Genomic DNA, 25,209 nt, shown 5'->3' with positions numbered 1-25,209 from the left:
CAGGCATTATTCACTTCTCAATGAGTTCACCGGATTCATCAGGGCTGCTTTAATGCTTTGAAAACTAACTGTCAATAAGGCAATACCCACTGCCAGAAGCCCCGCCAGGACGAACACCCACCACTCTATATCAGCCTTGTAAGCAAAGCCTTGTGACCATTGACTCATGGCATACCAGGCCAGGGGCGAGGCAATAACAATGGCGATCAACACCAGTTTCAGGAAGTCTTTGGAGAGCAAGCCTACTAGGCTGGCCACCGATGCACCCAATACTTTCCGGACGCCGATTTCTTTGGTTCGTTGATTCGCTGCGAACGTGATGAGCCCGAATAGGCCAAGGCACGAAATGAAAATCGAGATAGCAGCAAAAATCCGGAATGCGTCGAATACCAATTGCTCAATGATGTAATTTTTCGCCAGAGACTCGTTCAAAAATGTGTACTGGTACACATCGTCCGGAAAGAGTTGCTTCCAGTTTTTTTCAATAAAACCGAGCGTTTGCGGCAGGTTTAATAAACGGCTGTTCTGCGTTTGTACCCGCAAATGAATTTCATCATAAAATCCTGTATTCCAAACCATTAACACACATGGCGTAATAGCTTGCTGCAACGAAACATTATGAAAATCTTTGACTACGCCCAGTATAGGAGCTTCTCCTTCATTGATAATCATGGTTTTACCAATGGCCTGTTCGGGAGTCAGGCCGAGCATTTTTACCATTGTTTCATTGACGACAAAGGCATTGAACCGCGAACCTTCCGGCAGATTATTCGACTGAGTGAACCACCTTCCGGCAATGAGCTTCAGATCAAAAAGCGATTGATAGGCCAGATCAACAAATTTCTCTTCGGCCTGCCGATTCATTTGAACGGCTTCTGATTTTAGCCGAAAATCGGTGCCATAATGATTATTGGTAATTGGAGCCCCTGAACCAAAACTAACTTCCTTAATGGCAGGGCTTTGCAGCAATTCCTCCCGGAACGTACCGAGTTTCCCGGCAACCTGATTGCGTGGTCCGTTTATGGTAATGACAGCGTCCTTCGTAAAGCCTAAATCCTTACTACTGAATAAATTCATTTGCCGGCTGACGACAAAGGTGCTAACCAACAGGGCATAGGTGATGCAGAATTGCAGCACAATTAATCCCTGCCGAAGTGAAAAACGGGCGTGTCGCTGGGGGGTAGTGTTCTTTAACGCGGTGATGGGTTGAGCATTGGATAGAACAATTGCCGGATAAAATCCGGCCAGTAGCGCCACGACCAGAATCAGGCCGGCGCTGAACGCCCAGATGGTAGGATCGGCACTGAGGTTTAGATCAATGATTGTCAGCGATTGGTTGATCCAGTTCAATAATGTATGAAGGATCAGTAGTGATAACACACCGGCTACAATAGCAATGATGAGGGTTTCGCCAATAAACTGACTGAACAATTGCACTTGTGTACCACCCACTACTTTCCGGACGCCTACTTCTTTCCGTCGGCGGATGGCCTGGGCCGTGGTCAGGTTGATAAAGTTGAAGGAGGCTATCAGAATCAGGAAAACGGCCAGACTGACCAATCCCCAGAGCATATCGCGGCTAACAATGTAGCTCCCTTGTGAACTTCCATACAGCGTTTCGGTGTGGATACTGGTGATCGGTTGAAGGAAATAACTGATTCGGCGGATATCATCCACTTTCATGTATTTCTTTTGCAATGCCTGTAACTGACGTTCAAAGGCCTTTGGATCAGCCCCGGCGGGCAGCGTAACATAGGTCGTTCCGCGATAATTGCCCGACCAGTTGGTAGCCTGATACGGATTGTTGGCCTTAAAAAACTGGTAATTGACTAAAATATCGAACAGCAGGTTCGTTGTAGAGGGCGGGTTGCGAATGATGCCTGATACGAGTAGCGGATCACCGTTGTTGAGTGTCAATGTCTTGCCCAGCAGTTCCTCAAAACGTCCTGTGTATCCGGAGAAGTATCGCTCAGCCATTTTCTGTGTCAGCACGACGCTATTGGGTTGCTGAAAGGCCGTACGGGCATTGCCCGCCAGCCAGATACCTTCCGGAAAAACGTTCACAAAATCGAACGTCCGCAGATAGTTCGCATCGGCAAACATGACACGTTTCTCGTCAAAGCGATGGACAACGCCCCGGCTATCGACCGAACTGATCAGCCGGCTATCCGGTCCGGCCGTTTGGGTAACGCCAACGCCCGGTATGTTCTGACGGATGGCTTCAGCTAACGGATAGGCCGTAGTAGGCCAATGCTGGACACCGTCGGCCGTTTTGTTGTGGTGAACGACCCGGTATATCCGGCTTACGTTTGTATGAAATCCATCAAAGCCAGATTCATAACGCACGAAAATATAGATCACTAAGCAGCACGTTATGCCCAGGGTTAACCCCAGAACATTGATAGCCGCGTTTGTCTTGTCGGTCCAAAGACGGCGAAAAGCGATCTTAAGATAGTTTCGTAGCATTACTATTTTTTTTGCAAAGACCAGCTCACATGCCTTATCGCAGGGTATTGATTATGTCGGCGCTTACCCAATAGATATCACCGCTCCGGCTAAAAAACAGGTACTTTCCATCGCTGGAAACAAACGGGCAAAACTCGTACTGATCGGTATTGATTTCTTTCCCCATGTTCTTTGCTTTCTGCCACGCCCCTTTTTCATCTTTAAAGCTGATGAACAGGTCTCCTTTTCCATACCCATCCGACCTTTCTCCGCAGAATATGAGGTACTTCTCATCGGGCGAAACGAATACGTCCGCTTCGTACTGTTCGCTGTTTATCGAGCTCCCAAGCTTCTGGGAAGGTTGAAATCCACCACCCGAAAATCGGGAAGCGTAGATATCATAATTCTGTTCATTAGGTGGCTTTGTCGCTCCATTCGATGAAAAGTACATCGTACCATCAGTCGTAAAGGACATGTAGTATTCGTTTTTATCCGAGTTTATAGCCCGACCGGCATTGACCGGTTCCGACCAGCCGTCTTTCCTGCGATCGATGTACCAGATATCAAAATCTTTCTTGTCGCCCTGCCCATCCAATGCCCGATCGGAGATAAAAAACAGCTTCGTCCCGTCCGGCGACAGGAATGGGTCATTGTATTCATACCTGTCACTGGCCAGGATGACCGAAGGCTCCGTCCATTTTCCGTTTTTAAGCGTTGAAAGCCTGATCTGGGGCTTTTTATTCACGATTACGGCGTAATAGAATTCCTTCCCATCACTCGAAAAAACGGAGCCATATTCATACTGACCTTTGAGAGACACCTTATCCGGCGCAAAAACCTGAGCCACTAAACCAGGTCGTGGCTGATTCAAGTACATCGACTCCGCAGACTGTCCTTGTGTTACAGCTGTCATGGCCAGTATCAGGATGGAAATGAATAGTGGACGTTTCATGGCGGCAGCAATGTCAAGGCAACAAAAATTCCCGTAAATCCCTAATAATCAACACTTACCACATTAGGACTTAGACTGGACAAATCCAGTATTCGCTGTTACTTACCCGGCCTGGCACTATTCAGACCGTAAGCTCGTCACCGGATTCATCAATGCCGCTTTTACGCTCTGGAAACTGACGGTTAACAAAGCGATTGCAATAGCCAGTACACCCGCCAGCGCAAACATCCACCACGAAATGTCGATTTTATAGGCAAATCCCTGCAACCAATTGTTCATGGTGTACCAGGCTACCGGCACGGCAATCACGATCGCAAGGGCAACGAGTTTTAAAAAGTCTTTGGAGAGTAAAGCCACGATGCTGGTAACCGACGCACCCAGCACTTTGCGAACGCCGATTTCTTTCGTGCGCTGTTCGGCGGTGAAGGTAGCTAAGCCGAACAGTCCCAGGCAGGCCACGAAAATGGTTAATCCCGCGAACAGGCCCAGTATCTCACCGATTTTCTTCTCGGCCCGGTAGGTGTCATTAAATCGTTCATCCAGAAATGAGTACGTAAATGGTCCTTCGACTTTAAAGCCATCCCAGTTCTTTTTCATGACCGCCAGCAAACCCGTAATGTCTTTGGTCTTTGCCTTTACAATCATGGTTCCGGCATTCTTGTTGAGCACCATGACAAGTGGAGAAATCCGTTCGTGCATGGATTTGAAGTGAAAATCCTTAACGATCCCAATTACTCGTAGCTGTGTCTTCTTTCCCTGATTATCGGAGTTCGTGATCGTGTGACCCAATGCCTTGTTTCCCCAGCCGAGTACTTTAGCGGTTGTCTCGTTTAGAATGGCTCCCGACGAATCAGTACCATAGTCTTTCGAGAAATTCCGGCCAGCCACCAGTTGCATGCCCAGTGTCGATATGTAATTGTAATCGACATCGTATCGGAGCGTTTTTATCAATTCGGTTTCATTCGATTCGGGATAAACCGTGAAGTTGTTATTGTAGCTTGGGCCAGCTGGCAGGTAGCCTGATGTGCTTACATTCACCACCCGAGGGTCTTGCAGGAGTTGATTTCGGAACACTTCGTTCTTATCGCCCAGCATCCAGGCTTCCGGCAGCACGATAACCTGGTCTTTGTTATAGCCTAATTTCTTGTTCTGGATATAAGCCAGTTGCTGATAAACAATGATGGTTCCTACTGTTAGCGTAATGGAAATAAAGAACTGAAACACAATCAGGCCGCTACGCAGGCCAAAGCTTTTTTTACCGGATGTGAACCGGTCAAGCGAATTTCCACCTTTCAGCACAGACACCGGCTTGAAGGATGACAGGAAAAAAGCGGGGTAACTCCCGGCCAGAACACTAACAAAGAGCCCAAATAGCAACAGGCCCGGCAGAAGCCAGGGATTCGCTAACAAGTGCAGGCTTAGTGTTTTGCCCGCCAGTTCGTTGAAGGCTGGCAAAACCAGATAAACCAGTCCAACACCTAGCAGTAAGGCAACAGCCGTTAGTATCGAGGATTCGAGCAGAAACTGCCCCACCAGTTCCAGTTTCATCGAGCCCATTACCTTTCGGATACCAACCTCCCGCCCTCGCTTTGAGGCCCCGGCCGTAGACAGGTTCATGAAGTTGATGCAGGCGATGAGCAGAATAAATAACGCAACGGCCCCAAAAATGTACACGTACCGAATATCACCGTTGGCATCCAGTTCACCGCTTAGTTCTGAATGCAGGTGAATCGTGGTGAGCGGTTGCAGAAATAAACCAAGGTCGTTGCCTTTTTTGCGAAATTGAGCAAAGCTCATTCCAAAGGCTTTCTGCAATTGCGGCCCCATGTACTTTTCGACAACCTGAGGTAGTTTTGCCTCCAGCTGTTTGTAGTCGTAGCCTTTGGGTAATACCAGGTAGGTGAAAAATTCAGACGTCATCCAGGAAGGCTGTTTCGCATCCGGGAAACCGGCCATCGATGCGAACATATCGAAATGAAAGTGCGAGTTAACCGGTAGCTTATCAATCACTCCCGTAACTGTGTAGGGCGTGTTCAAGCTTTTAACCGTTAACACCTTCCCGATCGGATCACCATTACCGAAATATTTATGGGCTACTTCCTGCGTAACAACAACGGTATTGGGCTGGATCAACGCTGTTTTGGGATCACCCTTTACGAACGGAAGCGTAAACACCTGGAAGAAATTAGAGTCGGCAAAAGCAACCTCGCTTTCCCTGAACGTTTTGTCACCATAGACGATAAAAGGCATTCCTCCACGACGTAACCGCGTAGCTTCCTGCACTTCGGGGTAGTCGGCTTTAAGCGTTTGCGCAGTAGGCGGCATAACGTGTGCCTCGTTCATTTTTTCGCCCTGGATCGATCCCCGAAAAATAACGCGCACAATACGATCGGCCTTTTCGTTGAAGCGGTCGTAGCTTAACTCATCCAGAACGAACAGGCTGATAAGCAAACACGTAGCCAACCCCATAGCCAGCCCAACGATGTTGATCGCTGAAAAGGCTTTGTTACGGGCCAGATTCCGCCAGGCGATTTTAAAATAATTTTGTAGCATCGGGGTCGAGGGTTATTATATACTGCCAAAATCAGTGCTACGATTTTGTGAACCTCACGATAATCGAAGCACTGATTTTATCGAAACACTGACTTATTTAACGACAACCGTATTTGTTTCGCCCGACTTCACTGTGAACTTCGACTGAATTTGCAGTACTCCGTTCTGGTAGTATTTCAGGTTATATTCTCCCGAACTCAGTGGTATCTGGTACGGGAATAATCGTTTGTCGGTATTCACTTTTGCATCCCGTTCAATGGAGTAATCTTCAGTTGGACTGGTAATTTCAAGCTTTACTTTTCCGGTACAGCTTTCGCAACGGAATGTGACAACCGTCTGGCCAGCGTCTGCCGGAGGGATGGGCGGAACAGGCGGCTTCGGTATCGTTACCGATGGGGCCTCTCGCGGTTTGGCCGGAACAGCTACCCCCTCCGAATCGCCGGGGGAGCGATCCCGATGGGCAACGGCTTCCGGAATCGAGATTGATTGGCCGATTCCCAGCGAATCGAGAACCCGGTTTTTAAGTGCATCCTTTTCTGAACTGCTTAGTTTAGTTACATCAAATGTTCGATCATACTTCACTGCACGCCCATTTCGTTCGCCATCGACCTGAATGGACATTACCTTACCGTCTTCGTTTATGACCGTATTGAGCGTCGACGATGATTGCGCCAACGACATAAAGCCAGAAACGAGCATTAAAAGAATTAGAATAGGTTTCATGAACTCCTGCAGGATAATTAAATCTGATTGGTCAACAGCCGTGCCATGAACGAAAAAGGCCGTTTCTGACGTCAGAAACGGCCTTCATCTGAATAACGCTGTCCGAAAGTGGACACTTTACGTCCGATTGTGAACGAAGAAGCAGCATCTTTAGCCTGCTTTACACCTGATCAGGGATAGATCAGGTATTTTTTGCGCATTTGCTTAAATGCCGACAGCCCCGGTTCCCAGCTCTGGCGAATTTCCTTTTCACTTTTACCCGCAATAATTTGCTGTTTTAGGTTTTCGGTACCAGCCAGAAACGCGAAATTCCCCATCTGCGTACTCTGGCTCCTATCAAAAAACCGGGCTTTGTCGGGATACGCCTTGTACAGTTTCATTAGCCATTGCAGATTGAGCTTCTTCGTTTTTCGCAGGATAGTGATATCATATTTTCGTAGATCAATCCCATAGCAATCGGTATTCTGATGTAACGGCGTTTCGCTCATGCCTTTCAGGCTGACCGGCCGAAACGAAAAGGGATAAATGCCTTTCAGTGCGGGCGCACCCAGTACCGTAAAAGGCATATAGGTCCCTCTCCCCTGACTGACAATTGTTCCCTCGAACCAGCAAATGCTGGGATACAGCATGACCGATTGCTGCGTGTTGAGGTTAGGCGAGGGCATTACGGGTAACGTATACGGCATATCGTGCGTGTAGTTAGCTACTTTTACGATCCGAAGTTTGCACTGGTTTTTCGGGATTCCCCATCCTTCGCCATTAATCATCTGAGCAAATTCGGCCATGGTAAGCCCATGCGTAATGGGAATTCGATGCATACCAATGCCCGAATGGAGATGATCCTCTAAAATAGGGCCATCGACAATAAAGCCGTTTGGATTAGGCCGGTCCAGAATCATCAGCTCCTTGTTATTTTCGGCACAGGCTTCCATCACATGGTTAAGCGTATTGATGTAGGTGTAAAAACGGGCACCAACATCCTGAATGTCGAAAATCAGTAAATCAATATTGGCCAGATGCTCCTTCGATGGTTTCCTGTTTTTGCCGTATAAAGAAACAATCGGAATGCCGGTTCTGGAATCAACACTATCATCGACATGATCGCCGTTGCTGGCATTACCGCGAAAGCCGTGCTCAGGCCCGAAAATCATTACGATGTTTACGCCCAGACTGACCAGGCTGTCGACGCTCGGTTTACGGCCAATAATGGAGGTTTGATTCACCACCATTCCAATGCGTTTCCCCTTTAGATAAGGCAGATAGGACGAAATTTGGTCTGCACCTGTCACGATTGGATTTGCGTTCACACCAACAGCAGTAACCGGTCCATCGACAAATGCTAAATGGTTAATCGGAAAAAGAAATCCGAGTAGCAACGGGAGAAAGAAAAGGAAACCAGTTTTCATGTAAATCCAGCATACAGGCAGTCTGATAGCAAATTGCGGATAAAAGCGTTTGCGTACAAGATGTAATGAGTCGACGATAACGTTTTATTGGTAAAGACCGGCACGTTTTTACCGATCCACCCTCTATTCCCGATTCGGCTTAATGGCGACAAAGGCCCTGAGTTTTATGTCGTCAGTTACATCGATTGGCTTAAACAAATCGTACCATCCATTACGTTGACCACCAGATCCATAATTGATGTGAGCCCAGAATGTGCCATTTTCCTGTTGATAACCATCAATGACGGTCGAATGCCCGTAGGTTGTGAAATTGCCGAAATGAAAATATACGGGCCGTCCGGCATCGATCTCCTTCCGGATCAGCCCTACCACATCGTCTTGTTTCAGCACATTTCGAATATCTTCCTGTTTGGCAATGGCTTCCAGCTGAGCTTGCGGAATGGGAATCGGCTCGGAGAACGACACATAAAATTCAGCGTTACACGGAAAGTGTTTGTTGATTTGCCCAACCGGATTGACCATCTCCAGGTATCGACTCGTGCCAAAATCTTTGCGAATCGCTTCGGCGGTTAGGTACGAAAATAAGGCTACCGTGTTTTTTGCATCGGCGGATGTAGTTGGTTCAATACGTGATGCAAACTGATCCCACGAAAAGGCATGATTCGATAAGGTATCCTGAATTTTATACCCTTTTGAACACTGGTAATTCACGATACCGGTCGGTCGTAACTGATGGTAAAAAAAGATTTGAGCAAGGGCGGTACTCCAGCAACCCAGCACGTGATTTTCGGGTGTATAACTGGCATAACTACCATATTGATCCCACTGGGTTTTCAATAGAAACGGCGCATTCTTTTGTGTTGGTTGTTGTAATTGAGCCGACGCAATAGCCTGGGTAAAGCAGGCAAGTAAGATCGTTAACAGGAAGCGTTGCATAGTTCGATTGAGTTTGGATTGACGATTAAATTGTCAGGCAAACCAACCGAAATCATTCTTTTCAAACCTCTCAGTTTGGCTTTTGAGAGCTCTCAATCGGTATTTTGAGCGTTTTTTGTGTACTATACTGCCGGGGCGAAAGACCTGTGGTGGCTTTGAAAATACGGTAAAAACTGGCTTCGGAGTTAAAGCCCGACTCTAATGCAATACCCAGAATGGATAGGTGCTGATAAGCCGGATCGGTCAACCGATGCTTTACTTCGTCGACCCGTCGTTCATTGATCAGACTGCGAAAGCTTTTATCAAATTCGCTGTTAATAACCCCGGACACAATACCCGGCGAAAGATTTAGTTTACGGGCAAGACTCGTCAGGCTAAGGTCCGGATCTAAAAAAACACGCTCCTGCTCGATAGCCATTTCGATTTTGTTCTTTACGTCCTGGATTTGATCCTGGCTTATCCCATCCAGTGTTCGTTTCGGCAAGGAATCGATCGCCGACTCATCGAAAGCAACCTCGAAAGGCGGCTGCTGGTAGCCCGTAATTCCGAGGTAATAGACATTTACTGCCAGATAAACATAGAAAAATTTCCAGTGCAGGAAGGAATAAGTCGTAAAGGATAAACCAAGATCCAGAAAAATATTCAGCGAGAGCAATAGCCACACGCCCCCGGTCACAAGCAGCATATTTCGAAGCCACAGGTAAGCTGGATAGGCTGGATTCGAAACCGTATCGAACAACCAGTTTCGATAGCGCATTAACCGATGTAAACCCAAAAATCCGTACACTCCGCCCAGTAATACCGACAATAGATCTTCTACTTCCTTTACGTTATTGAAGTACAGCGATTCGGCAATCTGATCTTTGAGAGCCAGATTATCAGTTGTTTGGGTCTGGCTGTAAACCAGTACCGCATGAATCATAAAGACCAGCGTCGGCACAAAATGAATCAGCCATGATCGGTTCAGTGTAAACTTACTTTGTGTCAACGAAACAACATACAGGTAGAGCAGCGGCTGTAGCGTGAGGTCGAAAGCCAGCGGAAAATAGCGCAGGGAAGGATTCTGCCACAAACCCAATGTATGAAGCAGAATCTTCCCGCTGAGAATGCAAAAAACAACCAGAATCAGCGCCAGCACCTGTTTACTGGCATATTGACGGTATTTAATCAGCAACAAAACAACATAAAGCAACCCCTGCGTAATACCCAGAATGACAATGAGGTCGAATAGATGGAAGCTTATGTTCATGCACTAACTTACACAAATTAGTGCTTATTCGCTCCTTAAACTCTTGACCGGATTCATCAGGGCCGCTTTGATGCTCTGAAAACCAATTGTCAACAGGGCAATGCCAATGGCGATGGAACCTGCCAGCGCAAACATCCACCACTCGATGTCAATCTTGTAGGCAAAGCTTTCCAACCACTGGCTCATGGCATACCAGGCAACGGGTGTTGTGCAGAGAATGGCGATCAATACCGGCTTCAAGAAATCTCTGGAGAGCAGGGTCACGACACTAGTTACCGATGCGCCCAGCACTTTGCGTACCCCAATTTCTTTCGTGCGCTGCTCGGCCGTGAACGTAGCCAGGCCAAACAGACCCAGGCAGGAGATGAAAATAGCCAGAATAGCAAAGTAATTCGCCAGTTGGCTGGCCATCTGCTCGCTTTGATAGAGCCGGGTAAACTCCTGGTCAGAAAACTGATACGTAAACGGAAACCTGGGATTCAGTTCCTTGCAGACTTTCTCTAAACTGACCAGTGCCTCTTTGGTTTTACCCGCTTCCGTACGAACCAGAACCGTTCCCCATTGCCGTTTTTCGTCCAGACGAACAATCAGTGGTTCAATGGCCTGGTGCATTGATGTGAAGTGAAAGTCTTTCAGGATGCCGATAATCGTACCTTGCCGCTGGCCCCAGGATAACGGTTGACCGATCGACGATCCGACAGTGCGGTTTTTATAGCCCATTTTTGCTAATGCCGTCTCGTTTACCAGAAACCCTAACGAATCGGTTCCAAACGCTTTTGAGAAATCGCGTCCTTCTTTCAGTTGTAGCTTCATGGTTTTCACAAAATCATAGCCAACTGTCTCATCGGCAAAGGATATAGCCTGATTTGGATCTTTGCCGGGCCAGCCGAAATCGCCCGTATGATGAGAAATCACAGTGGGTGTTCCCCGCATACGCGAAATGGTCAGGACACCCGCCATTTTACCGGCTTCTTCTTTAAAGAGGGTGTATTTCTGGCCCAATTCGCCTTCTAATGGAATATAAATTAGGTTCTCCCGATTGTACCCGAGATTTTTCGTCTGGATGTAGTCCATTTGCCGATACATGACAATCATGCCGACAATCAGTAGCATGGAAAGGGCAAACTGAAACACCACAAGGCTTTTGCGAAACAGCGTTGCCCCCGGACTGAACCGAAGGCTTCCTTTCAGGACCCGAATAGGGCTCATAGCCGACAGAAAAAGAGCCGGATAACTGCCCGAAACAAAGCCCGTTAACGTGAGTAAACCCAGCAGTGTTGCCCAGAATGCAGGCTGACTAACGGGCAATATTAACTGCTTTCCGGTCAGTGTATTGAAGGCTGGCAGTAGCAGCGCAACCAGACTCACAGCAATAATAATCGAGAAGAAGGTGAGCAACATCGCTTCACCTACAAATTGCCCCATCAAGGCCGACCGAACCGCTCCAACCACTTTCCGGACACCGACTTCTTTGGCGCGTTTAGCCGACCGGGCCGTGGCCAGATTCATGAAATTGATGCAGGCAATGATCAGGATGAAAAGGGCGACAAGGCTAAAAAGACGCACATACTCAATCCGGCCGCCATCGAGCTGACCATTTTTAAATGTAGAATGAAGGTATTTTTCCGGATAGGGTTGCAGGGCCAGCTCTTCAACAATTGCCTTACTTTTGGGTTTGAATCGATAGGTAAACGCCTTGATTTTGGCTTCAACTTTAGCCGGATCGGCACCCGGTCGTAGTTGTATGAACGTAGACGGATTGTAGTTGCTCCAGTTATTTACCCAATCGTTTACTTTCACATAGTCTTTCCAGGTTCTTAAAAAATCAAATTGCTGCGATGAATTAGCCGGTAAATTGTCAAATACCGCGGTTACGGTCAAGTCATCTTTATTTTCGTAGCGAATCGCTTTTCCAATGGCTTTTTCCGGGCTTCCAAAAAACTGATCGGCCATCTTTCGGGAAATCGCAATGCCATTGGGCGCATCCAGTGCCGTTTCAGGATTTCCCTGCAGGAGTTTATAACTAAACATCCTGAAAAAATCAGCCCCGGCAAATGTTCCCTCCATCTTATTAATCCGATCGCCCACCTGGAATGTAAATGGATTGTTCCACTCCAGACTACTGGCATATTGCACCTCCGGAATGAGCCGTTTCAGTTCGTCGGCCAACAGCCCCTGAGTGCTATAGCTTGCTTCCGTTTTGCCATCAAATTGCTGACGTTCATACACCTGATACAGGTACTTCCCATTCGCATGAAAACCATCTACACTATGTTCATCCTGCACCCACAGCAAAATCAGCAGACTACAGGCCATACCCAAAGCCAGCCCCAACATATTGATGGCCGAAAAGGCTTTATTACGAATCAGATTGCGCCAGGCAACCGTGAAATAATTGCGTATCATAATAGGATTGGGGAAATAGGATTGAGAATAGTCGCCGAATCGTCCTGTCCGCCCATTCGAGTGGTGCGCGGCTGTCTGCCAGGACATGCTAATCCTGGGTTTGCGGTTGATGATCGACGGTCGTACATAAGCCATTACATCCCACCAGTAGCGTTGCCGGGCTTTCGCTTTGCCCCATCGCGCGACCCGCAAGGCGTAGCGTTCGTGGAGATCGCCCAGCACCTCCTCCCGCAGATGCGGGGCGCAGAACCAGTTGAGCAATTGGTCAGCGAAACGGGGTGGTTGGTTCATCAAGAAATTGGGCTAATTAATGAGGATGTCCGGCGGCCAATTGATAATACAAATTCGGTTGTCTCCCGCGCAGTTCAGTTTACATGATCCATGTTTTTCACTCCGACCGCAGTGATTTGACTGGATTCATCAGGGCTGCTTTGATACTCTGGAAACTGACCGTCAACAAGGTAATCAACAAGGCACCACTACCCGATGCCGCAAAAATCCACCATGATATGTCCGTGTGGTACGTATAGTTCTGGAGCCAATTACTGAGAAAATAATAGGCAATTGGCGTAGCGATAGCGAAGGCGATCAGTACCAGAAACACAAAGTCTTTGGAGAGCAAACCCCACAGATTCAAGACTGAAGCGCCCAGCACTTTCCGAACGCCAATTTCTTTAGTGCGCTGTTCGGCAATAAAGGAAGCGAGTCCGAAAATTCCCAGGCAACTGATCAATATAGCGAGAATAGCAAAGAACGAAGCCAGCGTGCCAATGTGCTCTTCTGCTGCAAATTTTTTGGTGTATTCGGCATCAGCAAATTTGTAATCGAAGGGAGCAGTCGGATTGTATTTTTGAAAAACGTCCCCAATCTTACTGACCGCTTCACTGGCGCTTATCGTCGGGTTCATCCGAATATTAATAAAGTTGCTGGGGAAATTGCTTATGTAAAAAAACGTTTGTCTGGCGGGTTCATAAGGCGACTCCATCACCATGTCTTTAATCACACCGATGATTTTATACCGCAGACTTCCTTCTCTGATTATTTTGCCGACCGGATTTTTCAACCCCATAAATTTTAGGGCTGCTTCGTTGATAACCATACTGGCGGAGTCGGTTCCGAAGGCTCGGGAGAAATCGCGTCCTTCTTTAAATTGCCAGCCTATCGTTTTTCCAAACTCGTAGGTTACACCAACCACCGCAAAATCGGGTTGCTGATTCGGGTCTTTTCCATCCCAGTCAAAACCACCATTTACATTCCAGACTCCCGTTAGCGGACTTTCGGATTCGGCAATTTCTGTTACTGCTCCTGATTGCAGTAAATCGTTGCGAAAGGCATCGTAATGATTGTGGATATCAGCAGTGGTTGTCTGCACGTATAACAGCCCATTTCGGCTGTAGCCCATGGGTCTGTTCTTAGCATATTGAATCTGGCGAAACACAATAATTGTTCCGATAATCAACGTGACCGATACCGTAAATTGAATGACTACCAGCACTTTCCGGGGAAGCGAAGCAAATCGGCCAACCTGAAAGGTTCCTTTCAGCACTTTAACGGGTTGGAAAGAAGACAAATAGAAAGCCGGATAACTGCCCGCTATGATGCCAGTCAGCAATGTAAATCCAATGCTGGCGACCCAGAACAAAGGTGTTGACCAGAGAATGGTCATTTTCTTAGCGGCAACCTCATTAAAGAATGGCAAACTGAGTTGTACGAACAGCAATGACAGGACAAAGGCAATCAGGACAACCAATAAGGATTCGCTAAAAAATTGCCCGATCAATTGCCCACGAATAGAGCCAACCGCTTTGCGAATACCCACTTCTTTGGCGCGTTTTTCAGAACGGGCTGTGCTTAGATTCATGAAATTGATGCACGCCAGCAAGAGCACAAACACGCCAATGATGCCAAACAGCCAGACAAACTGGATTTGGCCGCCCACGTTTACACCATTTTTAAACTCCGAATACAAATGCCAGTTTTTCATTGGCTGGAGAAAAATTTCGGGCTTAAACTGAGCCAATACTTCACCTACCTTAACCAGCTTGGCGTCTTTTATTTTTGCCGAGACATGGTCCATATCTGCGTGGTCGGCAAGCTGAACAAACAGTTGAAATGAATTATTATCCCACTTTATCTGCGAGTTTTTCACCCAATCCCGTATGGCTACATTTACCTGCCAGGGAACCATGTAATCGAGGTTATTGAGTTGGGTGTTATAGGGTAAATCTTCATAAACCCCGGTGACTTTAACCGCTATCTGATTATCAATTTTCAGTAGTTTACCCATCGGGTCGCCAGTGCCAAAAAACGCATTGGCTACTGATTCAGAAATCATGATCGAATACGGCTCTTTCAGTCCTGCCCGCGTGCCTTTGATCATCTTTAAGGAAAACATGTCGGGCGCTTCCGGCTCTATATAATTACCATTCTTCCAGAATTTTTTGGTTCCGATCGACAGAATATGTCCTTCTGTCCAGGAGGATAGCAAAACATGCTTAAAATCAGTACCATAGGCCGTGCGAAGCTCATTGGCCAGCGGTATCGGTATAGCGGGTCCGGTGGCGGTATTTCCATTGATGGTTTGGTGCTGCATGACCTGGGCAATACGATCGTAGTGCTGGTGGTATCTATTGAATGACAATTCATCATAAATCCACAGGCCAATGAGTATAGCCACAGTCATACCGACGGCCAGCCCGCCAATATTAATAAAGGAATATACTTTTTGCCGGACCAGATTGCGAAAGGCAATTTTTAAATAGTTGCGTAGCATGGCACTATTCGTTGGTTTAGGGTATTCGGATGGTTGTCGTTTGATCATAGCAGGCCGCACATAAGCCAGCACTTCACGCCAGTAGCGCCATTGGGCTTTGGTTTCACCCAAACGCGCCATTCGTAAGGCGTACCGTTCATGTAAATCGCCCAGTACCTCCTCCCGCAGATGCGGGGCGCAAAACCAGTTGAGCAGCCAATCAGCTAAGCGGGGTGGTTTGACCGGGCGGCCGGGTCGGTTTCGGGGTGTATTCATCATGGATAAAGACTACTATAGAATGAAAAAAAAGATCGTCAAGACTACGGTATCAGGAATTAGCCATTCTACAGTAGCTTTTATCCAGTTTACCTCACTACTCTGACCTCAGTGATTTCACAGGATTGATCAAGGCGGCTTTGATACTCTGGAAACTCACCGTCAGCAATGTCACAGCTAATGCCCCTACGCCTGAGATGGCAAAAATCCACCATGACAGTTCGGTGCGATATGTGAAATTCCGGAGCCAATTACTGAGGAAGTAATAGGCAAATGGCGTAGCGATACCGAAAGCAATGCTGACTAATTCGACGAAATCTTTCGAGAGTAATCCCCAGACGCTGAACACCGATGCGCCTAATACTTTCCGGATACCAATCTCTTTTGTCCGTTGTTCGGCCATAAACGAAGCCAGCCCAAACAAGCCCAGGCAAGAAATAAAAATGGCAATTATGGTGAAAACAAAGGCCAGATTACTAACTCGTTCTTCTCTGGCGAACTTTTGGGCATACTCCTGATCAGCGAATTTGTAGTCGAAGGGTGCCGAGGGAATAAGCTTCTTAAAGACAGCCTCCAGTTTGGGCAGAACTTCCGCTACACTCACATTTGGATTGATTCGGATATTGATCCAGTCATAAGCATTCTCCAGGAAGAAGACAGTCGGTATCGTTGGCTCGTAGGGCGATAAGGCTACCATGTCTTTTACGACACCCAGAATAGTAAATGGCTTGGGCTTACGCCATCCAGGCGCCCACACAACGGTTTCACCTACAGGATTTTTCAACCCGGTCAGTTTGGCAAACGATTCATTGACAATGAAACCCGACGAATCGCTAGCGAAGGTTCGGGCAAAGTCGCGCCCTGCAGTAAATTGCCAGCCTACCGTTTTGCCATATTCTGTACCGACTGGCAGTGTACCACATCCATTAGGGCAGGTGATTACATTTCCTTTCCGGGAAAAGCCGCCATTCCACATGGTGATATTCGTTACCGAACTCCTCGACTCCGCTACCTCGGAAACGAAACCTGTATTTTTCAGTTCCTGCCTGATCAGATCAAACTTACCATCGAAATCGGCCGTTTTTTCCTGAATCATCAATAAGCCTGCCCGGCTATAACCAATCGGGCGGTTTTTAGCATGTTGAATTTGCCGATAAACAATCAGTGTACTGATAACTAAGGTAACCGAAACCGTAAATTGTACCACGACCAGTACCTTTCGGGGTACAGCCGCCAAACGCCCAACCCCGGATGCGCCTAAACCAGGAGCACCTTTCAACACCCTGACTGGCTGAAAGGAAGATAAATAAAGTGCGGGGTAACTCCCGGCCAGAAAGCCCGTTAGTCCCACAAAACCAAGACCGGCGAGCCAGAAATAGGGATTAGTCCAGGGGAAATTCAGCTGCTTGGCAGCCAGATCGTTAAACCAGGGCAACGACACGGTAACCAGAAGGATAGTTACTGTAAAGGCGAGAAAAATGACCAGAAATGACTCGCTAAAGAATTGGCTGACTAATTGGCCACGCTGCGAACCTACTGCCTTACGAATACCGACTTCCTTAGCTCGCTTCGCCGAACGGGCCGTTGCCAGGTTCATAAAATTGATGCAGGCCAGGAGTAAGACAAAGACACCAATCAGACCAATTAGCCATACCATCTGTACAGGTCCTGTGTCATCTACATCATAGCTCCCATACAAATGCCATTTACTCATCGGGAGCAGACTGATTTGCGGTTGCCTCATCAATAGTTCCTGCGTTCCCTCGAGCTTTTTAAGCTTATTGATTTCAATATCTTTAATACTAGAAGAAACCTGGTCAAACCCCACTTGTGGCTGAAGCTGGACATAAATAGAGAGGAACCAATTATCCCACTGTTGCTGCTTTACCCAGGGATTGACAGAAGTCCATAAATCAAAAGGAGCAAAAAATTTCACCTCGTGAAATTCGGTATTATGGGGTAAGTCCTCATAAACGCCAGTTACTTTGGCATCCATACTGGCATTGATCTTTACGAGCTTATTTATTGGATCAGCCTTTCCGAAGATAGCCCTGGCTGTCGATGCCGAAAGTAAGATCGAGTTCGGATCGTTCAGGCCCGCCCAGGTACCTTTGAGCATTTTTAAGGATAGCATTTCAGCAATGCCCCCATCTATGAACTGCCCTTTCTGACTTAATTTTGTTTCGCCAGCTGCCAGAATATAATCTTCTGCTTCCCGCGCAATGAGAATGTGTCTGAAATAGCCAGGGTAATTGGTTTTAAGTTCCGTAGCCAGCGGGTAGGGCAAAGTCTTATTGGAATATCGTTTCCCTTCATCCCGTATACCTAATTCCGTAACCTTGGCAATTCGGTTGTAATTGTTGTGATAAGTATTGAATGTCAACTCATCCCATACCCATAAACCATTCAGCACCGCGACGGCCATACCAACAGCCAACCCTCCAATATTAATGAACGAGTACCCTTTGTTTTTAACAAGGGTTCGAAAAGCAATTTTGACATAGTTGCGTAGCATAACTGTAGTTGTTGGTTGGGAATAGTCACTACGTTGTCGTCTGATAATCGCAGGTCGTACATAAGCCAGTACTTCCCGCCAATACCGTCGGCGGGCCTGGGCCTCACCCATTCGCTGCGCCTTCAGGTAATACCGCTCATGCAGATCACCCAGCACCTCCTCCCGCAGATGCGGGGCGCAGAAGAGCCTGAGCAAGCGGTCAGCAAAACGGGGCGGTCCGTCAGCGCGGTTTCGGGGTGTATTCATACTGGATAATGCTAACCTGCATGTTCCGATCAGGAATTCGACATTCTTTATTCTGAGCGCAGGGATTTTACTGGATTCATTAAAGCCGCTTTGATTGCCTGATAACTGACAGTAGCCAGGGCAATGGTAATCGCTACTACGCCGGCCACAACAAATACCCACCATTCGACGCTGATGTGGTAAGCGAATTCGTTTAGCCATTGATTCGTTACCCACCAGCCTAGCGGAAAAGCAATGCCATTGGCGATCAGGACCAGCTTCAGGAAATCTTTCGACAACAAAGCTGTTAAATTCAAAATACTGGCTCCCAGTACTTTGCGAACACCAATTTCCTTAATCCGTTGTTCGGCAGCGTAGGTGGCCAGGCCAAAAAGCCCCAGACAGGCGATGAAAATCGTAGCCAGCGCAATCCAGATCAATAAGGTTTCACGGCGTCGGTCTTCGGCATAAAAACGGGCCAGTTGCTCATCCAGAAAGTGATACTCCAGCAGATTTGTAGGGTCAATTTTGACCAGAACATCATTCATTTTGGCCAGTGTAGCCGGAATATCCTGGCCTTCGATCCGTGCGGTAAAGTAGTCGATGTTATGCACCGGATTCTTCTGGTAGGCCAATACCATCGGAGCAATTTTTTCGCGTAATGATTGAAAATGAAAATCGTTTACAATGCCGATGACTCTTGCTTTAAAAGGCTGATTCGTCTCGTTGAGCGGATTATAGCTTCCTCCCATTGCTCTGGCTGGCATTTCAATTGGTTGTGCCGAGGCCTCCTTGATACCGAGCAGCTTAGCAGCTGTTTCGTTGAGGATGACAGACGTAGAATCACTCATTCCACCAAAATTCCGACCGTTCAAGAGACGCACATTAAAGGTTTTGGCAAAGTTTTCATCAGCACCGATCAGGTAAGCAACTTTGTGTTCATCGGTATTTCCTTCGGTCCTGATTTTGACCGTTGGAATTGTTTTCCATTCTCCCGGCACTCTGGAGGTAACCGATACATTTTTGACCGCAGCGATTCGTCTAAATTCGCTTTTGATCGTTTCGGCATCAGTTCGTACTTTACTACTATTGATATCGATTACCAGCAATAATTCTTTATCGAAGCCCAAATTCTTGTTATTCACAAACTGGACCTGCTGAAAAAGCACGATGGTAGCAATCATCATGACGACCGATATCGTAAACTGAAAAACAACCAATCCTTTCCGCAACGACAAACCACTCCTGTTCTGGATCTTGAGATTTTTCAGCAAAAACAGCGGGCTGAACTTCGACAACAAAAATGATGGATAACTACCTGACAATAAACCTGTAACAACAAGAGCAAGCAGGGTATAAATCCAGATACGGTAATCACTATGAATACCCAGCGAGAGTTCTTTATTGGTGAATTCATTGAAGGTAGGAAGCAGTATATTCACCAGTACTACGGCCAAACCAAACGAGATGGCGGTTACAACCAGTGATTCAGTTAGAAACTGATGAATAAGATGACTCTGAAACGCTCCACTGGCTTTGCGAACGCCAATTTCTTTCGACCGGTTGGAAGCCCTGGCTGTGGCCAGATTCATGTAATTGATGCAGGCAATGAGCAAGACAAACAGAGCCACAATCGCAAAGATTTTGATGTAGAGGAAAACGCCCCGGCTCATTGCTTCTACGTTGGAATTTCTGGCACCGTCTATAATATGCTCCGAAAACAGGTGAATGTCAGCCAGCGGTTGCAGGCTATAGCTCATAGAAGTGCCTGCATCCAGTTTGACATTGGCATTGAGTAAATGCGTAATTTTCGACGCGGCTACCTCCGGATTGGCTTTATCTTTCAACAAAAAGAACGTCATGAAATTTTGGGACGCCCAGTTAGACGTACTTTCATCAAAATCCTGATCGCTGCTGATCGTCGCTTCTGATATAACCAGATTGAAATCGAAACTTGAATTCCGGGGATGATTTTTCAGAACGGCAGTTATCTTCAGCGGCTTATCTGGTATAAATTCAAACTCAACGGTTTTTCCGACAACCTGCGTCGTGTTAAAAAGACGTTGTGCCAACTCTTCGGCAAGAATGATGGAATTAGGCTCGTTCAAAGCCGACTTACTATCACCATCAATGGCCTCAAAATCAAAAATCTCCAACAAGCCTGGGTTACCAAAGACGACGGTTTCCTGAAACGTATTCTTGTTTTCCGGATTTGTTATATTGGCTCTTCCGGTTCGGGTAATCCGAGCCGAGTTTTCGATTTCGCCAATGCTTTTCTTCGATTCTTCGGCTACTTTGTAACTCGATGCCGCAATGGTCAGGTCTTCTGTAGGTGTTTTTTTATGCTGAATGGCCCGGTAAATCCGGTTCGTTCGGCTATGCTGCTGGTCGAACGTCAACTCATCGAACAGGTATAATCCGATCAGCAGAAAACAGGTGATACCGAAGGTCAAACCAGCCACGTTGAGGGCCGTATAAAGTTTATGTCGGCTCAGGGTTCGAAAAGCGATTTTGACATAATTCCGTAGCATGTCTGTAGCTGTTGGGTTAGGATATTGGCCGAATCCTCGGACCGCTGATTTTCGTTTAATCACAGAAGGCCGCATATAGGCCAGCACTTCCCGCCAATACCGTCGGCGGGCCTGGGCTTCACCCAATCGCTCTACTCGTAAGGCATAGCGTTCGTGGAGATCGCCCAGCACCTCTTCCCGCAGATGCGGGGCGCACAGCCACTCAATGAGTTTAGTTATCCATCCAGGCGCGGGCCGATGTTTCACGGATGATGGGCCTTTTCCGGGGTTTGGGGGCTTCGATTTCATAGCACACAACGGGCTACTAGCTCCATTCCAGCCGAATAGTAGGAATGATCCGCTCCCACATCCGATTTCGAACCAGATGCACCTCGCTCATGATCCGCCCGCCCAGTGCCGTAACCGTAAACAGGCGTTTCCGTCGTCCGCCCCGTTCGGCCGTTGCCTCGCCCAGATAGGAGGTTAAATACCCTTTCTGTTCGAGTCGTTGCAGGGCGGCATGCACGGCCCCCGTACTGACAGTCTGGTTGGTTTCCCGTTCGAGCTCTTCAGCGATAACCACCGAATAAGCTTTGGGAGAAAGTACGGCTACAGCCAGCAAAACAACCTCTTCAAACTCACCTAAGTCACTTCGTCGCATGAGGTAATCGATAAAATTGTAGCGCTCTTTTTATTTCCTCTATTTCTGTATGTCAAATGCCTTGCCAAACTGACTAATGGGGCTTTTCTGAGCAGGAATCGCCAGATTCCGGATTTATCGCTACGAAGCACTGTCCAAAAACGGACAAGTTGCGTACGCTGACGGACAATAAAAAAGGCACCGTTTGCAGTACGGTGCCTTCGAATGGAATGAATAGTATCTATTCGGATCGTAAACTTTTGACCGGATTCACCAAAGCTGCTTTTATACTCTGGAAACTCACCGTCAATAGCGTAATAGCCAGAGCGCCTACGCCAGACAGGGCAAAAACCCACCACGAAATCTCGGTACGATACTCGTATTTCTGAAGCCAGTTATGCAGAAAATAGTAAGCAATTGGCGTAGCGATACAGAAGGCGATCAGTACCAGAAACACAAAGTCTTTGGAGAGCAGGCCCCACAGATTCAAGACTGAAGCGCCCAGCACTTTGCGTACCCCAATTTCTTTGGTGCGCTGCTCGGCCATGAACGAGGCCAGGCCGAAAAGTCCTAAACAACTGATGAAAATGGCGAGGCTAGCCAGCACCGAAGCTAATTTGCCAACCCGCTCTTCGGCGGCAAATTTTAACGCATGCTCCTGATCGACAAATTTGTAGTCGAACGGAGCAGCCGGATTATACTTTTTGAAAACTGCTTCGGTTTTACTCAACGCTTCACTGGCACTGGCTGCCGGATCTATTTTCAGAACGACAAAATTGCCTTTTCTTTTATTGATCACAAAAACAGAGGGCCTTACAGGTTTATAGGGTGATTCCATCACCATATCCTTAATGACACCGATAACCTTGAACGATTCCCCGTTTAAAAAGCCACCTCCTTTCACAAGTTCGCCAATCGGATTCGTAAAGCCCATGAGTTTCGCGGCCGATTCGTTCAGCACCATACCTACCGAATCGGTCGTAAATTTTCTTGAAAAATCCCGCCCCTGCGTAAACTGCCAGCCAACGGTTTTCCCGAAATCATGCGATACTTTAATCGTACCAATACTCGCTTGTAGATTCGGGTCTTTACCCCGCCAGTCAAAATCAGGTAATGTTAGAAAAAGGTCGGTTAACGGGCTGTGTGATTCGGCCATTTCCAGAACGGCGCCAGCCTGTTGCAATTCATTCCGAACGGCCTCAAAATGCTCATGAATATCGGGAGTAGGCGTTTGAATCATAATCAAACCGGCCCGGCTGTATCCAATCGGGCGGCTTTGGGCGAATTGAATCTGTCGATAAACAATGATAGTGCCGATGATGAGGGTGACCGATACCGTAAATTGTATCACAACCAGCACCTTGCGAGGCAGCGCGGCAAATCGACCTACCTGAAATCCATATCCTTTCAATGCTTTGATCGGCTGGAAAGAAGACAGGTAAAGAGCCGGGTAGCTCCCGGCCAGAAAGCCCGTCAGCGCAATAAATCCTACACTAACCAGCCAGAAATAAGGGGAGAGCCAGAACATGGCAATTTCTTTCCCCGCCAGCTCATTAAAACCGGCCATCGAAACAGCTACTAGTCCGATCGCCAGCGCAAATGCCAGTAGAACCACCAAAAACGATTCGCTGAAAAACTGACTGATCAACTGAGCCCGTACTGATCCAATCGCTTTCCGGATGCCCACTTCTTTGGCCCGTTTTTCGGAGCGGGCTGTACTCAGATTCATGAAATTGATACAGGCCAATAGTAGGACAAACGCACCGATTATACCAAATAACCAGACGTACTGAATTCGTCCGCCTATGCTCACGCCATTTTCAAATTCGGAATAGAGATGCCAGTTGCGCATCGGATGCAGGAACATCTGAGCTTTATATAGCCGACTTTCTTTCCGCCCGTTTATTAATTTAATGTCTTTGATCTTCGCCGAAACGTTATCCAGATCAGCCTTATCGGCCAGTTGGACGTACGTGCGAAATTGATTGCTATCCCAATCGTCTTTGTTTTTGGTTGCTCTGGCAATGATGTCCCAGGGTGCCAGAAATGACACCTCATTGAATTGCGAGTTTTGGGGAAAATCTTCATATACTCCTGCCACTTTCACACTCGACTCGTCATTGATTTTCAACAGCTTACCAATCGGATCGCTTTCCCCAAAGAAAGCCTTCGCTACTGATTCAGACAGCAAGATGGATGATGGATCTTTTAACCCGGCCCGTGTTCCCCTCACCATCTTCAGGCTCAGCATCTCGGCAATTTCAGGTTCGGCATAATTTCCGAGTTTGGTAAATTTCTTTTCGCCAACGGATAGGATCGTAGAAAAAGTACCCGACGACATTGCCACATAGGTAAAATCCGTTCCATAAATCCGGCGCAGTGCATTGCCCAATGGCATTGGATTGTGCTCCTGCGTGGTAACGACCCCATTATACGTCTGGTTTTGCATGACCTGGGCAATACGGTCGTAGTGTTGGTGGTATTTATTATAGGAAAGCTCATCCCAGATCCATAAGCCAATAAGCATAGCCACGGCCATACCAACAGCCAGCCCACCAATATTGATGAGCGAATAGGCTTTGTTTCGGACCAGATTGCGAAAAGCGATTTTGAAATAGTTGCGTATCATAGTAGGACTTAGGTAAAAAGGGGGCGAATAGTATTGTTTTCGTTTAGCGAGCGGCCGCAGCAGTTTCAGCACACTCAAACCATATCGCCAACGGGCGCGTCGCTCCCCTACGGTTTCTACCCAGTAGGTATAGAGTTCGAGCAGATCGCCCTGCACTTCCTCCTCCGTAGTAGGATTACCCCACCAGTGAAGGAGTTTTTGGAGCCAGCGAGGTGGTTTGTTCATACTGGATACTAGAAAGTTTTACGCTTTAGTGATTGCGCTTTCTTATGTGAATGCCACTATGATTTTGCTGGTTACCGCCATAAGAAAAATTGCCAGCTGCCCACGTACTATACTTTTCTTTATATCGGTTAAAAATGGCGCTGGGCAACTTCTTTTCATTGACCGTCATCTCGGTGGCAGACAGTGTAACCGACATTAATTCTTTCTGACTCGATACAATACCGTCCTTGATCAGGTCATTGATCATGTTGCTCATCATCGTCTGATCGGCATCAACGTTTTTGTGACCTATGCCTGTAAGCGTCTGGCTAGTATGAGTTTGCTCCTGATCAAACCTGGTTTCGGAATGGACATTATTGACTTCATTCAGCGTAAAATGGGTATTAACATTTGCCTGAAAATCCTGCTCATGAACACGTTTTCCCCGATCCCTACTCTCCTCTAACTGGTCTTTCGCCAGTTGCTTCCTGATTGCATTAATGACGCCATTGTAGGATGCGTAGTTGTCGGCAGGAATTTTCCTCTCATCAACACGAAATTCATCAAGTAGGCCGTTGCTCAACGCAAATAGATACTCGTGTCCCTCATAAAATGTATGAACCGTTTCTTTAATAGCTCCCGATTTATCATGATTGACGATGTAGTAGTTGTTATATTTTTCTACATCACGATTCTGTGCGTGCGCTCCAATTCCTGATGACGAGGCAATTACCGCCAGCAATCCTGTTATCAAAAAATTACAGTTCATTTTCTTCGACGTTCAGTTG

At 47.2% G+C, this 25,209-nt stretch carries 14 protein-coding genes; all 14 read right to left on the bottom strand.

From position 1 onward, the window contains the following. Positions 1-6 precede the first annotated feature (6 nt). The 14 genes from G8759_RS09945 to G8759_RS09880 all read right to left on the bottom strand — a co-directional run bounded on the left by G8759_RS09945 (position 7) and on the right by G8759_RS09880 (position 25,190). Complete coding sequence (locus tag G8759_RS09945) at positions 7-2,466, bottom strand: FtsX-like permease family protein (protein WP_167207487.1); 2,460 nt, start codon at positions 2,464-2,466, stop codon at positions 7-9. 34 nt (positions 2,467-2,500) lie between these two features. Continuing rightward, the gene (locus G8759_RS09940; protein ID WP_167207485.1) at positions 2,501-3,397 is read right to left on the bottom strand and encodes a PD40 domain-containing protein; all 897 of its coding nucleotides are present in this window, start codon (positions 3,395-3,397) and stop codon (positions 2,501-2,503) included. A gap of 117 nt (positions 3,398-3,514) precedes the next feature. After that, positions 3,515-5,950: an ABC transporter permease gene (locus G8759_RS09935; RefSeq protein WP_167207483.1), complete on the bottom strand. Its 2,436-nt coding sequence runs from the start codon at positions 5,948-5,950 to the stop codon at positions 3,515-3,517. A gap of 93 nt (positions 5,951-6,043) precedes the next feature. Next, positions 6,044-6,673, bottom strand: coding sequence for a hypothetical protein (locus tag G8759_RS09930; protein WP_167207481.1), 630 nt, complete (start codon positions 6,671-6,673; stop codon positions 6,044-6,046). A gap of 170 nt (positions 6,674-6,843) precedes the next feature. Beyond that, entirely contained in the window at positions 6,844-8,079 is a 1,236-nt protein-coding gene (locus G8759_RS09925) for an exo-beta-N-acetylmuramidase NamZ family protein (protein ID WP_167207479.1), read from the bottom strand. 123 nt (positions 8,080-8,202) lie between these two features. Beyond that, positions 8,203-9,015 (bottom strand): C10 family peptidase, encoded by an 813-nt coding sequence (locus tag G8759_RS09920; RefSeq protein WP_167207477.1) that lies wholly within the window; start codon positions 9,013-9,015, stop codon positions 8,203-8,205. A gap of 70 nt (positions 9,016-9,085) precedes the next feature. After that, positions 9,086-10,264, bottom strand: a complete 1,179-nt coding sequence (locus G8759_RS09915; RefSeq protein WP_167207475.1) for a helix-turn-helix domain-containing protein — start codon at positions 10,262-10,264, stop codon at positions 9,086-9,088. Positions 10,265-10,288: 24 nt separating this feature from the next. Beyond that, positions 10,289-12,961, bottom strand: a complete 2,673-nt coding sequence (locus G8759_RS09910) for an ABC transporter permease (RefSeq protein ID WP_232074198.1) — start codon at positions 12,959-12,961, stop codon at positions 10,289-10,291. Positions 12,962-13,058: 97 nt separating this feature from the next. Next, a complete protein-coding gene (locus G8759_RS09905; protein WP_232074197.1) occupies positions 13,059-15,701 on the bottom strand; it encodes an ABC transporter permease in 2,643 nt (880 codons plus the stop codon). A 94-nt stretch (positions 15,702-15,795) separates the two neighbouring features. After that, positions 15,796-18,459: a permease prefix domain 2-containing transporter gene (locus tag G8759_RS09900; RefSeq protein WP_167207473.1), complete on the bottom strand. Its 2,664-nt coding sequence runs from the start codon at positions 18,457-18,459 to the stop codon at positions 15,796-15,798. Positions 18,460-18,506: 47 nt separating this feature from the next. Beyond that, a complete protein-coding gene (locus tag G8759_RS09895; RefSeq protein WP_167207471.1) occupies positions 18,507-21,257 on the bottom strand; it encodes an ABC transporter permease in 2,751 nt (916 codons plus the stop codon). 16 nt (positions 21,258-21,273) lie between these two features. After that, positions 21,274-21,609 (bottom strand): PadR family transcriptional regulator, encoded by a 336-nt coding sequence (locus G8759_RS09890; protein ID WP_162384896.1) that lies wholly within the window; start codon positions 21,607-21,609, stop codon positions 21,274-21,276. Between the two features lie 220 nt (positions 21,610-21,829). Beyond that, complete coding sequence (locus tag G8759_RS09885) at positions 21,830-24,442, bottom strand: ABC transporter permease (protein WP_167207469.1); 2,613 nt, start codon at positions 24,440-24,442, stop codon at positions 21,830-21,832. Positions 24,443-24,467: 25 nt separating this feature from the next. After that, complete coding sequence (locus G8759_RS09880) at positions 24,468-25,190, bottom strand: hypothetical protein (protein ID WP_167207467.1); 723 nt, start codon at positions 25,188-25,190, stop codon at positions 24,468-24,470. Positions 25,191-25,209: the final 19 nt, after the last annotated feature.

Source organism: Spirosoma aureum, assembly GCF_011604685.1.
GTDB lineage: Bacteria > Bacteroidota > Bacteroidia > Cytophagales > Spirosomataceae > Spirosoma > Spirosoma aureum.
This window is presented reverse-complemented; position numbering and strand designations above follow the sequence as displayed.